Source organism: Pseudomonas sp. MWU12-2037, assembly GCF_023242345.1.
Taxonomy (GTDB): domain Bacteria; phylum Pseudomonadota; class Gammaproteobacteria; order Pseudomonadales; family Pseudomonadaceae; genus Aquipseudomonas; species Aquipseudomonas gingeri_D.
The window spans coordinates 314,750-328,201 of record NZ_JALLIZ010000002.1 but is presented as its reverse complement, the minus strand read 5'-3'; the positions used below and the strand labels follow the sequence as shown (position 1 = coordinate 328,201).

16 protein-coding genes are annotated in these 13,452 nt (G+C 60.3%); all 16 read left to right on the top strand.

Features of this window, described 5'->3' with window-relative positions:
* The first annotated feature begins 64 nt into the window (after positions 1–64).
* Complete coding sequence (locus M5B42_RS04750) at positions 65–649, top strand: hypothetical protein (protein ID WP_177099816.1); 585 nt, start codon at positions 65–67, stop codon at positions 647–649.
* Positions 646–828 (top strand): DUF2635 domain-containing protein, encoded by a 183-nt coding sequence (locus M5B42_RS04745; RefSeq protein WP_103498942.1) that lies wholly within the window; start codon positions 646–648, stop codon positions 826–828. Before M5B42_RS04750 ends, M5B42_RS04745 begins: the two co-directional genes overlap by 4 nt.
* A complete protein-coding gene (locus M5B42_RS04740) occupies positions 828–2,324 on the top strand; it encodes a phage tail sheath subtilisin-like domain-containing protein (RefSeq protein ID WP_248745154.1) in 1,497 nt (498 codons plus the stop codon). The genes M5B42_RS04745 and M5B42_RS04740 overlap by 1 nt, the downstream gene beginning before the upstream one ends.
* A gap of 66 nt (positions 2,325–2,390) precedes the next feature.
* Positions 2,391–2,738 (top strand): phage tail tube protein, encoded by a 348-nt coding sequence (locus M5B42_RS04735; protein WP_100938665.1) that lies wholly within the window; start codon positions 2,391–2,393, stop codon positions 2,736–2,738.
* The gene (locus tag M5B42_RS04730) at positions 2,735–3,031 is read left to right on the top strand and encodes a phage tail assembly protein (protein ID WP_177099820.1); all 297 of its coding nucleotides are present in this window, start codon (positions 2,735–2,737) and stop codon (positions 3,029–3,031) included. The genes M5B42_RS04735 and M5B42_RS04730 overlap by 4 nt, the downstream gene beginning before the upstream one ends.
* A gap of 130 nt (positions 3,032–3,161) precedes the next feature.
* Positions 3,162–4,919: a phage tail protein gene (locus M5B42_RS04725; RefSeq protein WP_248745153.1), complete on the top strand. Its 1,758-nt coding sequence runs from the start codon at positions 3,162–3,164 to the stop codon at positions 4,917–4,919.
* Positions 4,909–6,195, top strand: coding sequence for a DNA circularization N-terminal domain-containing protein (locus tag M5B42_RS04720; RefSeq protein ID WP_248745152.1), 1,287 nt, complete (start codon positions 4,909–4,911; stop codon positions 6,193–6,195). Before M5B42_RS04725 ends, M5B42_RS04720 begins: the two co-directional genes overlap by 11 nt.
* A gap of 3 nt (positions 6,196–6,198) precedes the next feature.
* Entirely contained in the window at positions 6,199–7,245 is a 1,047-nt protein-coding gene (locus tag M5B42_RS04715; RefSeq protein WP_248745151.1) for a phage baseplate assembly protein, read from the top strand.
* Between the two features lie 166 nt (positions 7,246–7,411).
* On the top strand, positions 7,412–7,921 hold the full coding sequence (locus M5B42_RS04710) for a phage baseplate assembly protein (protein ID WP_100938670.1): 510 nt from the start codon (positions 7,412–7,414) through the stop codon (positions 7,919–7,921).
* A complete protein-coding gene (locus M5B42_RS04705) occupies positions 7,921–8,319 on the top strand; it encodes a phage GP46 family protein (RefSeq protein ID WP_100938671.1) in 399 nt (132 codons plus the stop codon). The genes M5B42_RS04710 and M5B42_RS04705 overlap by 1 nt, the downstream gene beginning before the upstream one ends.
* Positions 8,309–9,349, top strand: coding sequence for a baseplate J/gp47 family protein (locus tag M5B42_RS04700; protein ID WP_248745150.1), 1,041 nt, complete (start codon positions 8,309–8,311; stop codon positions 9,347–9,349). Before M5B42_RS04705 ends, M5B42_RS04700 begins: the two co-directional genes overlap by 11 nt.
* Positions 9,337–9,936, top strand: a complete 600-nt coding sequence (locus M5B42_RS04695) for a putative phage tail protein (protein WP_248745149.1) — start codon at positions 9,337–9,339, stop codon at positions 9,934–9,936. Before M5B42_RS04700 ends, M5B42_RS04695 begins: the two co-directional genes overlap by 13 nt.
* An 11-nt stretch (positions 9,937–9,947) precedes the next feature.
* Positions 9,948–11,219 (top strand): hypothetical protein, encoded by a 1,272-nt coding sequence (locus M5B42_RS04690; RefSeq protein ID WP_248745148.1) that lies wholly within the window; start codon positions 9,948–9,950, stop codon positions 11,217–11,219.
* 1 nt (position 11,220) lies between these two features.
* On the top strand, positions 11,221–11,670 hold the full coding sequence (locus tag M5B42_RS04685; protein WP_248745147.1) for a phage tail assembly chaperone: 450 nt from the start codon (positions 11,221–11,223) through the stop codon (positions 11,668–11,670).
* A gap of 79 nt (positions 11,671–11,749) precedes the next feature.
* Positions 11,750–13,048, top strand: coding sequence for a hypothetical protein (locus M5B42_RS04680; RefSeq protein ID WP_248745146.1), 1,299 nt, complete (start codon positions 11,750–11,752; stop codon positions 13,046–13,048).
* A gap of 10 nt (positions 13,049–13,058) precedes the next feature.
* On the top strand, positions 13,059–13,418 hold the full coding sequence (locus M5B42_RS04675) for a tail fiber assembly protein (RefSeq protein WP_248745145.1): 360 nt from the start codon (positions 13,059–13,061) through the stop codon (positions 13,416–13,418).
* Positions 13,419–13,452: the final 34 nt, after the last annotated feature.

The window sequence follows — 13,452 nt, the reverse complement described above, 5'->3', positions numbered from 1 at the left end:
TGGAGGCGAATGATTGTCTGTCGAACCCGTCAATCGACGGGTTTTTATTACCCGGTGAACCCCCATGAATATCACCCCGATTCTCACGCAACTGCGTGCTCAATGCCCCAGTCTTGCCAATCACATTTCCACCGGCCTTGATCTCGACCTGTTGCAAAGCAACACCACGCTGCAAACCCCGGCGGCCTTTGTCACGCTGATGACCGACCTGGCGAACAAGGACGCCTCACAAAACGTCGCCCGCCAAACCCTGACCGATCGCCTGGAACTGACCCTGGTGCTCGACGCCAGCAACGGCGCCCAAGCCTTCGACCAACTCCACAGCCTGCGCGCCGAACTTTGGCGGGCCCTGGTCGGCTTCAAACCCGACACCTATTACAACCCCATCGAGTACGACGGCGGCGGGCTGATCTCGATCAACGCCACCCGCCTGCTCTACAGCCTGCATTTCTTCGCCGAGTTCCAACTGGGGCGCAATCGCTCCACGGACCCGGCCGAAACCTGGCACGAGCGTGAACTGGACGGCTTGCCGTCTTTTACCGGGGTCACGGTGAAGGTCGATGCCATCGATCCCGCCGACCCCAATCTGCACCGCCCAGGCCCCGACGGGCGCCTGGAGCTGACTTTCTCTGGAGACGTAACGCAATGACCCAACGCATCACCGTAGTGCCGGCCCCGGGCCGCGCCGTACCGGATCTGGAAGCCGGCGACCTGCTACCGCTCGAAGGCCGTGAAGTGGCCGACAGCGCCTGGTGGCGCCGTCGTCTGGCTGATGGCGATATCACCCTCAACGCCGTGCAAGCGGCACAACCACAGGATGCCCAATAATGGCTATCGGATTCAGCAACATCCCCGCGGACCTGCGTGTTCCGCTGTTCTACGCCGAAATGGACAACTCGGCGGCCAATAGCGCGTCGTCGACCCTGCGCGGCCTGATCGTCGCCCAGGTCAACGACAACGCCACCAGCACCGAAATCGGCAGCCTGGTGCTGGTTTCCAGCGTCGCCCTGGCGAAAAGCATTGGTGGCCAGGGCTCGATGCTCGCCTCGATGTACGACACCTGGCGCAAGACCGATCCGGTCGGCGAGATCTGGTGCCTGCCGCTGCAAAACACCGTGGGCAGCATCGCCAAGGCTGATCTGAAACTGACCGGCGCCGCCACCGAAAGCGGCGTGCTCAACCTGTATGTCGGTGGTGTACGGGTCCAGGCCGCCGTGGTCAACGGCGCGACCGCCGCCCAGGCAGCCACCACCCTGGCGCTGCAAGTCAATGCCGCGACCGACCTGCCGGTCAGCGCCGTGGCCGTCGACGGCACCGTGACCCTGACCTGCAAATGGACCGGTGACAGCGGCAACGACATCAGCCTGCAGTTCAATCGCCTGGGCAAGAGCAATGGCGAGCAGACCCCAGCCGGCTTGACCATCGTCTCCGCGCCAATGGCCGGTGGCACCGGTGTGCCGGACCAGGTTGCGGCACTCGCGGCTCTCGGTGACGAGCCGTTCGAATTCATCTGCCAGCCGTGGTCCGATGTGGCGACCCTGAATGCCTGGCAAGCCGCGATGAATGACAGCGTCGGTCGCTGGTCCTGGTCCAAGCAACTGTTCGGTCATGTCTACACCGCCAAGCGCGGTACTGTCGGCACCCTGGTGGCTGCCGGTCAGACCCGTAACGATCAGCACATGACCATCCTGGCCATGGAGCCGGGTGTGCCACAACCGTTCTGGGTCCAGGCCGCGGCCTTGGCCGCGCGGACTTCGGTGTTCATCTCCGCCGATGCCAGCCGTCCGACCCAGAGCGGCAGCCTGGCGGGTATCGACCCGGCCGCGGCCAGTGAGCGTTTCACCCTGACCGAACGTCAGTCGCTGCTCAGCTACGGTCTGGCCACCGCGTACTACGAAGGCGGTTACGTGCGCATCCAGCGGGCGATCACCACCTACCAGAAAAACGCTTACGGCCAGGCGGACAACTCCTACCTGGACAGCGAGACCATGCACCAGTCGGCCTTTATCGTGCGCCGCCTGCAAAGCGTGATCACCAGCAAGTACGGTCGCCACAAGCTGGCAGACGATGGCACCCGCTTCGGCGCCGGCCAGCCGATCCTCACCCCGAGCACCATCCGCGGTGAACTGATTGCCCAGTACGCCAAGCTCGAGCTGGAAGGTCACGTGGAGAACGCCGAGATGTTCGCCGATCACCTGATCGTCGAGCGCGACAGCCAGGACCCGAGCCGGGTCAACGTGCTGTTCCCGCCGGACTACATCAACGGCTTGCGTGTGTTCGCGCTGCTCAACCAGTTCCGCCTGCAGTACGACGCGGCGGCCTGATCGCCTGCCCACACTGCGTAACCCCAGCCCGCTCGATGCGGGCTTTTTATTGCAAGGAGATACACCATGGGTCAACTGATTGCGGGTACCTGCTACGTCAAAGTGGACGGCGCTCAACTGACTATCAATGGCGGCTGCGAAGCCCCGCTGATGTTCGTCAAACGGGAAACAGTCGTGCCGGGTTTCTACAAGGAAACCGACGTCGCTCCCACTTTCGCGGTGACCGCGTTGTACACGCCGGACTTCCCGCTCAAGCAACTGGTCGCCGGCACCGACATGACCGTCACCTGCGAATTCAGCAATGGCAAGGTCTACGTCCTGGCCGGTGCCTATCTGAGCGACACCCCGTCCGCCAAGGGTGACGACGCAACCATCGCGCTGAAATTCGAAGGCATCAAGGGGACCTGGCAATGACTGATCCGGTGAAGTTGCAGGTGCCCATCGAAGCCCACGGCGAACCCCTGAGCGAACTCACCCTGCGCCGTCCGACGGTGCAGGAAGTGCGGTCGATCAAGGCGCTGCCGTACAAGATCGACAAGGGCGAAGACGTCAGCCTCGACATGGATGTCGCGGCCAAGTACATCGCGGTCTGCGCCGGTATCCCGCCGTCGTCGGTCAACCAGCTGGACCTGTCCGACCTCAACACCTTGAGCTGGGCGGTGGCGGGTTTTTTCATGAGTGCGGCATCGCAGCCATCGGCGAGCTGATTGCGGTCGCCTATGACCTGGCCTGGTTCTGGAAGGTTGACCCCGAACAGATGATGGCCAGGCCACTGGATGTGCTCCGGGAATCCCTGGAGCACGCGCAACGGATCAATGCGATGCAGCAGGTGCAGTGATGGCTACGACCAATAACACGCTCACGGCGAATACCCAGACGGTTGTGAACATGGCCCTTGTCGTGAATGGCGTCCAGAAAATGGACGACGACCTGTCAGGGGTCAGCAAGAAAGTCGAAAGTTTCAAAAAGAGCCTGGAGGACAGCGGCCTGGGCGAGCTGGATCTCTCGGAGCTGTTCAAGGGCGAAGGCTTGGCCGCCCCTTTTGTCGAGGGCGTCAAGTCAGCGATCGAGGCGGAAAACACCCTGGCCAAGGCCCGCAAGGGCGCCGAGGGATCTGATTCAGGGCCCACGGCAAAAAATCTGGCGAGTTTGAGTGAGGCGGTCGACAAGGTTTCCCTGAAGTTCGGCCAGGGCTTGTTGCCTGTGGTGAATTCCGTAGTGACGGCGTTGGTGCCGCTGGTGAGCCGCGTCGCCGAGTTCGTGGCGGCCAATCCGAATCTGGTCCAGGGCCTGGCGGCGGGGGCGGTGGCGTTCACCGTCCTGCAAGGTGCGGTGGCCGGGGTGGCAGCGGTGGTGGGTGTGCTCGCTTCGCCGATCGGTTTGGTCGTGGTGGGCTTTGCCCTTGCCGCGGCGCTGATCGTTGCTTACTGGAAACCGATTTCAGGCTTTTTTATCGGGCTTTGGGGCGATATCAAAGGCATGGCGGCCAGCTTCATGTCGGGATTGCAGGCGCTGCTCGACTGGTCGCCGATGCCGATGATCAGTGCGGGCTGGGAGACGATCAGCGTGTTTTTCGCCGGCCTTTGGCAGTCGATCACGACGGCAGCTACTTCGGTGTTCGACTTTTTCAAGGGGCTGTTTTCCTGGACGCCGCTGGGCCTGGTCATCGACAACTGGGGGCCTGTGACGGGGCTCTTCGATTCGATCTGGCGATTGCTCAAGGCCTTGGCCGTGCCGGTGATGGACTTTCTCAAGGGCGTGTTCGACTGGTCGCCGCTGGGGATGATCATTAATAACTGGGGGGCGATCAGCGCCTTTTTCGGTGAGCTCTGGGACACGATCAAAGTGGCAAGCGCACCAGCGGTGGACTTCCTCAAGATGCTGTTCGATTGGTCGCCGCTGGTGCTGGTCATCAATAACTGGGGCGCTATCAGCGTTTATTTCGACACGATCTGGGCGGCGCTGCAAGACACGGCGCAGTCGCTCAAGGACTTCTTCCAGACCTTGTTCGACTGGTCTCCTGTCGGACTGATCGTCGCCAACTGGGAGCCCATCGGCAAGGTCTTTTCTGACTTGTGGGATGTACTGCAAAGCCTGGCGACACCGGTCATGGACTTTTTCCAGACGATGTTCGACTGGTCTCCGTTGGGGATGATCATCAAGAACTGGGATCCGATTGTCGCCTGGTTCGCTGGCTGGTGGAGCAAGTTGCAAACCTTCATCACGCCGATCAAGGAGTTGTTCAGTGGTGGTTTCGGTGACTTTGTCGCCAAGGTCACCGGCAAGGTCGATGGCCTGGCGCAGCAACAAGAGGCCAGTAATGCCAAGGCGGCCAATGACGGCGCTTCTTCCTTCTGGAACTGGGGCGACTCGTCGAGCAGTACTGACTCCGGTCTGACGGGCAACGGCAGCGGCCTTGTCCAGCAAACCGCCGCCAACAACCGCACGCAACTCGAAGGCGGCTTGACCGTGAACTTCAAGGACGCGCCAGCGGGCTTGCGCGTCGACCAAGCGCAAACCAATCAACCGGGCCTGGACCTGACGCCGCGCGTCGGCTATCGCTCGCTTTCCTACGGAGGTTCCTATGGCGACTAGCTGGCGTGATCGTTTGTTGCCGGCGTCGTTTCGCGGCGTGCCCTTCTGGGTCGATCAGGCGAAAAACCCGGTCGGCCAGAAAGGCCAGTTGCATGAATACCCGCAGCGCGACCGGTCGTTTTTTGAAGGTCTCGGCCAGCAGTCGAAGATCTATGAACTGACCGCCTTTATCGTTGGCGCCGATTGCCTTGAGAAGCGTGACGCGCTGCTCAAGGCACTGGAGGAGGGCAGCGGCGAACTGGTTCACCCGTGGCAGGGACGGATGCAGGTCAAGGTCGGCGAATGTGACATGACCCAGACCCGCAAGGATGGCGGGTTGGTGACCTTCAACCTGAAGTTCTACCCGGATGAACCGCTGCAGTTCCCCAAGGCCGTAGTCAACACCCAGAAGCAATTGCAGGTGGCGTCGGACAAATTGCTCGACGCTTCGGTGGCGCGTTTCGATGGGGCGATGTCGCAGATCAACCAGGCGCGGATCGGCCTGGAAAACCTGCGCAAGGGGATTACTCTGGCGTATCACGTGATCGAGCAGGAGTTGCAACCGCTGATCGAGACGTACGCGAACATCTATGCCCTGGTTCGCACGGTCAAGGAGTTCCCCCAGCAAGTGAGTGCCGCGGTTAAAAGCGTGCTGGGGGAATTCAACGGATTGGTGGGCGAAGTCAAAAGCGTTGTGGGCGAAGTTCGGGGCTTGAAAGACTTTGCCGTCCAGGGTTATCACGGAATGCTGGCCGACCTGTCGAAACAGGTCGCGGACGCCAAGTCCCTCGACGCCTCAAAACTGACCATTGGCAAGGACTCCGCCGCGGCCTCACAGGCCACGGTGAACCTGATCCAGGATGCCTTGCTGGTCCAGATCTCCCAGTTTGTCTCAATGATCCCGGTGGCGACGCCGGCGGTGAAACTGACGAGCACACCGTCGCTGGCCCAACAAGCCCAGCAGCCGGTGCAGCGGGCCGATGTGCCGGTGGTCGACGATGTGCTGGCGCTGCGTGACAGCCTCAACGATGTGATCTGGCAGGCGGCGCTCAAGGCCGACGCGGTGCAGTACCAGGCACTCAGTACCGTCCGCCAGGCCCTGACGCAGCATCTCAATGCAGTGGCATCCAACGGGGTGCGGCTGGTTGACCTGACGCCCAAGAGCACCCAGCCGGCCCTGGTCGTGTCTTACCAGAAGCTCGGTGATGCCACGCGGGTGGGTGAGGTGGTGCAGCGCAACCGGATTTCGCACCCCGGTTTCATACCGCCGGTACCGTTGCAGGTCTCCAAGGAGTAAGCCATGAACGACATCGACAACGCCGTCGTCCTGTTGGTCGACGGCCTGAGTTATGAGGGCTGGAAGACCATCGAGATCACGGCCGATCTCGAGCGTCAGTTCCGCACCTTCAAGCTCGGTATCACCTGGAAATGGCCGGGACAGACCCAGGCTTTGCCGATCAAGGCCGGTGCCCGTTGTTCGGTCATGATCGGCTGCGACCAGGTCCTGACCGGTTACGTGTTCAAGGCGCCCATCAGCTATGACGGCAATCAGATCAGCCTGACCGTCGAGGGCAGTTCGCTGACCCAGGACCTGGTGGATTGCGCGGCCATCAACCAGCCGAGCCAATGGCGTGAACAGAGCGTGCTGAAGATCGTCGAGGCGTTGGCCAAGCCCTACAAGGTCACTGTGCGCAGCGAGATCCCGGAAACCACCAAACTGCAAACCCACAGCATCGTGCCGGGGGAGACGGTGTTCAAGTCCATCGACCGCTTGCTGACTTTGTATCGGGTGTTCTCCACCGATGATGCGGCCGGCAACCTGGTACTCGCCAAGCCCGGCAGTGCAGGGCGGGCGACTGATGTACTGGAGTTGGGCAAGAACATTCTTTCGGCCAATACGGCGAGAGACTACAGCGCGGTGTTTTCCGAGTACCGGGTGATCGGCCAGCACAAGGGCAGCGATCAGAACAGCGGCACTGCAGTGAGCGAAGTTTCCGGAGTGTCCAGCGAGACCAGTCCGGATCGCCAGCGCGTCACGGTGATCAGCGAAAGCGCGCAGATCACTCCGGTGCTGGCCCAGCAACGGGCTGACTGGGAACGGGCGACACGCCGCGCCAGGGCCCTGACGACCACCTACACCGTGCAGGGCTGGCGACAGTCCAACGGTGATCTGTGGCGACACAACCTGACCGTGCGGGTCAAGGATCCGGTGCTGGACGTGGACCAGGACATGCTTATCTCCAAGGTGACCTGGTCGTTGTCCGCACAGGGCTCGATCACCACCCTGGTGGTGGCGCCGCCGCAGGTCTTCGATGCCACGCCGGCACCTGCGAAGGCCACGAAGTAGTTATTCCCATCTTATTCGGATGCTGTTCCACCGCCTTCGCGGGCAAGCTCCGCTCCCACAATGTCCGTGTGTGGCCGAAAGTTCGCGGCGTGACATCAACCCTGTGGGAGCGGAGCTTGCCCGCGAAGGCGGCCTTCCTGACACTCCGCTTGCCCAAGGACCCCCTATGAGCCTACTGACACGCCTGCTGGCGCGCGGCACTGTCGTGCTCGCCAATTCGGCCAACAAACTGCAATCGCTGCAAATGCGCCTGACCGCCGGTGAAGTGAACGACGACATGGAGCACTTCGAGCCCTACGGCTTCACCAGCAACCCGCTGGCCGGCGCCGAAGGCATTGCCACCTTTCTCGGCGGCGACCGTTCCCACGCTATCGTCCTGGTGGTCGCCGACCGCCGCTACCGCCTGCAGAACCTCGCCCCTGGCGAAATCGCCCTCTACACCGATGAAGGCGACAAGATCCACTTCAAGCGTGGCCGGATCATCGATATCGAAACCGGCACCCTGAACATTCGCGCCGGTACCGCGGTGAACATCGACACGCCGAGCCTGACCCAGACCGGCAAGATCGTCTCCCAGGGCGACCAGGTCGCCGGCGGCATCAGCCAGATGAAACATGTGCACGGCGGCATCCAGCCGGGTAACGGCCAGACCGGCGCGCCGACGGGAGGTGCCTGATGTTCGTGTCCAACGACCTGAAGACGGCGCTGACCCGTTCGGTGCTGATCAGCCTGTTTACCTGGCGTCGCGCCAATACCGATGACCCGATCGATGACGACGAGCGTTTCGGTTGGTGGGGCGACAGTTTTCCCTCGGTGACCGACGACCGTATCGGCTCGCGGCTGTGGCTGTTGCGGCGGGTCAAGCTCACCGCGCAGACCCAGCTCGATGCTGAGTTCTATGCCCGCGAAGCCTTGCAATGGCTGCTCGACGACGGCCATTGCAGCGCCATCGACATTCAAACCGAACGGCTCGACGCCCAGCGACTGAACCTGCGTACGGTTCTGACCCTGGCCAGCGGCGAGCGCCTGGATATCAACCCGAACCATAGTTGGCAGGTGACTTATGCCGTTTGAAACCCCTTCGCTACCGGTGTTGATCAGCCGCACCCAAGGCGACCTGGCCGGCGATTCGCTGCGCCAGTCCGATGCACAGGTCCTGGCCCGCACCCTGAGTGGCGCGGCCTTCGGCCTCTACGGCTACCTCGACTGGATCGCTGATCAGATCCTGCCTGACACCGCCGACGACACTACCCTGGAGCGTATTGCCGCGCTGCGTTTGCATCAACCGCGCAAGGCGGCGCAATCGGCCAGCGGCAGCGTCAGCTATACCGCGGCGGCAGGGGCGGTGCTTGATGCCGGGACCTTGCTGCAGACCAGTGATGGGCGCAGCTACACCGTGACGGTGGGTGGCACCACCAGTGGCGGGACCAATACCGCGCAGATCCAGGCGCTGGATGCGGGCAGCCTGGGGAATGGCGATGCCGGCCTGACCCTGTTTCCGGTGCAGCCGGTGCAAGGAATCGGCAACACCTTCACGGTGCTGGCGCCTGGCTTGAGCGGTGGCGTTGCTGCGGAAAGTATCGAATCGTTGCGGGCTCGGGTGATCAGTTCCTATCGCATTGTTCCCAATGGCGGTTCGGCGGCCGACTACGAAACCTGGGCACTGGAGTGTCCGGGGATTACCCGGGCCTGGTGTCGCGGCAGCTACCTGGGACCGGGCACCGTCGGCTTGTTCGTGATGCGCGACGATGATCCGGTGCCGCTGCCGGACGATGGGCAACTGGCGTTGGTCCAGGCCTATATCGACCCGTTGCGTCCGGTGACCGCCGAGTTGCATGTACTGGCGCCGGTGTTGGTCCCGGTGACCTACACCTTGCGCCTGATCCCGGATACCAGTGCCATCCGCGCAGCCGTCGAGGCCGAGTTGCAGGACCTGCATGATCGTGAGGCTGGCCTGGGCGACACGCTGTTGCTGACCCATATCGCCGAGTCCATCAGCAGTGCCAGTGGTGAGCAGGATCACCTGCTGGTCTCGCCGTCCGCCGATGTGCCAGCCGCCACCAACCAGTTGCTGACTTTCGGAGGTTGCGTATGGCTGGAGTAAGAACGGCCGAGCAATACCAGGAGCAGTTGCGCAGCCTGCTGCCGGCGGGGCCGGCCTGGGATCCGGAGCAAGTGCCGGAGATCCAGCAGGTGCTGCTGGGGATCGCCCAGGAACTGGCACGGGTTGATGCCCGGGCCGTTGATCTGATCAATGAAGTGGACCCGGTGACGGTCAGTGAGCTGGTGCCGGATTGGGAGCGGGTGATGAACCTGCCCGACCCGTGCCTGGGGCCCACTCCCTTGTTCGACGATCGCCGTGTGGCGGTGCGTCGGCGGTTGTTGGCGGTGGGTGGCCAGAGCATCGGCTATTTCATTGATATCGCCCGCAGCCAGGGTTATCCGAATGCCAGCGTCACCGAACTGCAAACCCCACGCATGGGGAGGGCACGGTTCGGCAAAGCGCGTTTCGGCACTTGGCAGGCCCAGTTCATGTGGACGCTGAATACAGGTGGCCGACTGCTTATGGGCCGGCGTTTCGGCGCGAGCTATTGGGGCGAGCGCTTCGGCGCCAACCCCGGTAGTGCCCTGGAATGCCTGATACATCGTGCCGCACCAGCGCACACGCTCGTGCACATCAATTATGACTAGAGGATAAAAGTGTGGATTACCCAAAAAGCGTGCCCAGCGTTGGGCTGGTGAATGGCAAGTTTGTCGATGAGAACCCGTTGAGTGGCTCGCCCGGCTCGCTGATTCCGGCGGTGTGGGGCAATGCGGTAACGCTGGAGATGCTCAACGTGATTCAAGGCGCTGGCCTTGCTCCGGATGAGTCTGATACCACGCAGTTGCTGGCAGCCATCCGTAAGGTTGGGCAAGCGAGTACGGGCAATTATGCTTCGGATACAGGCAGTGCCAATACTTACGTTGCGACTTACTCGCCAGTCGTTACTCAGTTGGTCGACGGCACCGTCCTGCGTTTCAAGGCCGCTAACGCCAACACCGGTGCCAGCACGTTCAACCCGAACGGTATCGGGGCCAAGCCTGTTGTCGGTGGTGCGCACTCTGCGCTTCAGGGCGGCGAGATTATCGCCAATGGTGAGGCATGGGTTCAGTACAACAGCTCTATTGGTGGCGGTGCCTGGGTCCTGATCGATGGTTGCGGAGGAGCACAACAGGTTGCCCCGGCGACCCAGAGTCAACATTCCCTCCAGTTGGGACAGTTGGCCGGCCCCATTGGCACGACGGCACCGCAGTTCGATAACAGCCTCAAGCTGGCGACGACTGCTTTTGTACAGTCAGTTGGTCTCCAGTTTAGTGGGCTGACTGTTTTCTCCAGTAATGCGGTATTGACCGCCGCCCATGCGGGCAGGCTGATTATCGGGGCCAGTAATTCACCCATCAGCGTCGCACTGCCTGCCGCTAGCAGCATGCCTTACGGATCGGTGATCAAGTTCTGGAACTACGGTCCGTTGCCAATGAACTTGGTGCGGGCGGGTTCTGACACGATTGTTACTCCCTATACCCTCAACGGGCTGTCTCTTGCTGCGGGCGATTCCCTGACGCTGACATCCAACAGCGGCGCGATCTGGTATGCCATAGACGGTTCCGCGCAAGCCACCTATGCCACCGCATCGCTTTCCAATTTGAACCCGACCGGATGGAAGCGTTATCCCGATAGCAGCAGTCCGACGGGATATCTGCTTGAACAGTGGGGAAGCAGCGGGTCCATCGTTGCCGGCGGTTCGGGAAGTGTGACGTTCCCGCTGACGTTTTCCAACGCGATATTGACCTGTTCGGTTACGCCGATGGGGGTCGCCAGTAGCAGCAATCCTGGAGGTGGGGTTGGGGTTGCAAGAAGCCTGAGTGGGTTGACCATTTATAACTGGGCTTCTGCAATTACATTTTCATCCACTTATGTTGTGAAGGGATACTGATATGTATGCCAAGTTCAATGAAATCGATGACCGCTGGATGTTTTCGTTTGATCAGCTTGACGAGTCATGGGGCGAGTATTCCGATGTTGATCATGTCGCGTTGTTTGCAAAGCTGGATGCGGCACTTCCACAATTAATGGTGATCGGGACTGGGAAGGATGGCCTTCCAGAGGTACAACTCCCACCGGCACCCTTGGTCTCGGAGTTGGAGGCGTCAGCCAGGAATTGGCGTAATGGGGTACTGGCACAGACTGACGGTGCAGTGGCGAGGCATCGCGATCAGATTGAAGTCGGCACCGTGACAACTTTGACGGTTGAGCAATACCGTTTGCTCCAGGTTTATCGGCAAGCGTTGCGCGATTGGCCGGAGTCGGCGAGCAGCCAGTTTCCTGCCGAGTCTGATCGCCCGGTTCAACCAGACTTTTTAGCAGCACTGCTTGCTGCTGTTTAGCGCACTAAACACTAATGTTAGACGTCAGTTTTTTGAAATTCAATATATTTCATAATTATTATATTTTGAGGCGGTAGCAATGGATTATCCAAAAAATGTGCCTGGGGTAGGGCTGGTCAATGGGAAGTTTGTAGATGACAATCCGCTGACCGGTACGCCGGGATCCCTGATTCCTGCTGAGTGGGGGAATGCGGTGACGGATGAGGTTTTGTCGGTCATCCTCTCAACCAATGCTGTTCCGGATGAAAATAATAGCACTCAACTGAAAGATGCTATTGTCAGCATCGCCGATCTGCGGGTTTCAAAATCAGTAGTTCCCGCGTCTGAAAGTGTTTCAGGTGTGGCTAAAATTGCCACTCAGGCGCAGACCAATTCAGGTGTTGACGACACGACCATCGTCACGCCCAAAAAGATGGCAGGGGCAGTCCAAGGCCAGGCTTTGGTTGCTTTCACGACTGGCGGTACTGCCCCCTTGTTCACACTGGCCCCCGTGCCGGCGATCAGTGCCTATGCTGTGAATCAGCGGTTTCAAGTGAAATTCCATTCGGGGGGCGCCGGCTCTGACAAGATGAACATCTCGGGCCTCGGCCCGAAGAGCATCATGCAATACGATGCCAGCGGCAACAAAGTCGCTGCTGTCATCCAGGGGCAGTTAACTGACGCTGTGTATGATGGCACCGACATTGTTTTGCTCGATCAGTTACCCAATGCCTCTGGTGTAACGCCTCCACAATTCGATAATTCAACAAAACTCCCGACTACCGCATTTGTTCAGGGGGTTGGATTTCAGTTCAGCGGTGCGTTTGGTGTCAATACAAGCACCGTACTAACTGCGGCGGCTCATGCGGGCGGTCTTGTTGTTGGTACAAGCGCAACGCTGATTAACGTGACCTTGCCGCTCGCGTCTACCATGCCAGCAAAGACAGTGATAAAGTTTTGGAGTTTTGGGGGCGGGGGAATGTCGATTGTCACTACAGGCTCCGATGGTATTCTCCTGCCAGCCGCTACCACGGCGCTTCCGCTTCCCACTGGTGCTTGGGTGACTCTTGCCTCGAATGGAGTGGCGGGTTGGTATGCCATTGAGATGTCTGGGATTGGGGTTGGGCAGACGCGACAGGTTTTTGCTGTCGGAACTACGCGAGTTGCTGGAACAACGTATTACAACACTACAGGGCGCCCTATTTTAATCTTCGTGTATAACACGTCCACAAACGCTATCGGCGGGGCTGGTACGCTGACAGTCGGAGGGGTCTCTATGAACTTTCCCTGGGGATGGTATAGTACTCCTACCTCTGCAGGCGGCGGCATCACAGCTATCGTTCTCCCGGGCGAATCGTATGTAGCAAGTAGTGCTGTTACTTGGAATGAAATTAGATAAGGAAATAAAAATGCCATATTACAAAGATGCCAACGGTGGAGTTCACTTTCTCGACGATGCCCTTTTCGCGTATATTTTGCCCGAGGGCTCCGTTGAGATTACTGATACAGAAGCACGTGCTGCTCAAGCCGCTGCAAACGAACCAAGTCCTGAGCAAGTATTAGCCGCTACCAATTCTGAGCGCGATTCTCTGCTTGCCACTGCCAGTCTGCGCATCGCACCTCTACAAGACGCAGTTGACCTTGGCACGGCGACCCCCGATGACACGGCAAACCTGAAGCTTTGGAAGGAATATCGGGTGGCCGTCAACCGTATATCCGAGCAGCCCGGCTTCCCTACAACCATCAACTGGCCCGCACCACCCGCCTGAGCAACACTCAGACCACCACCCGCCGCCATCGAGC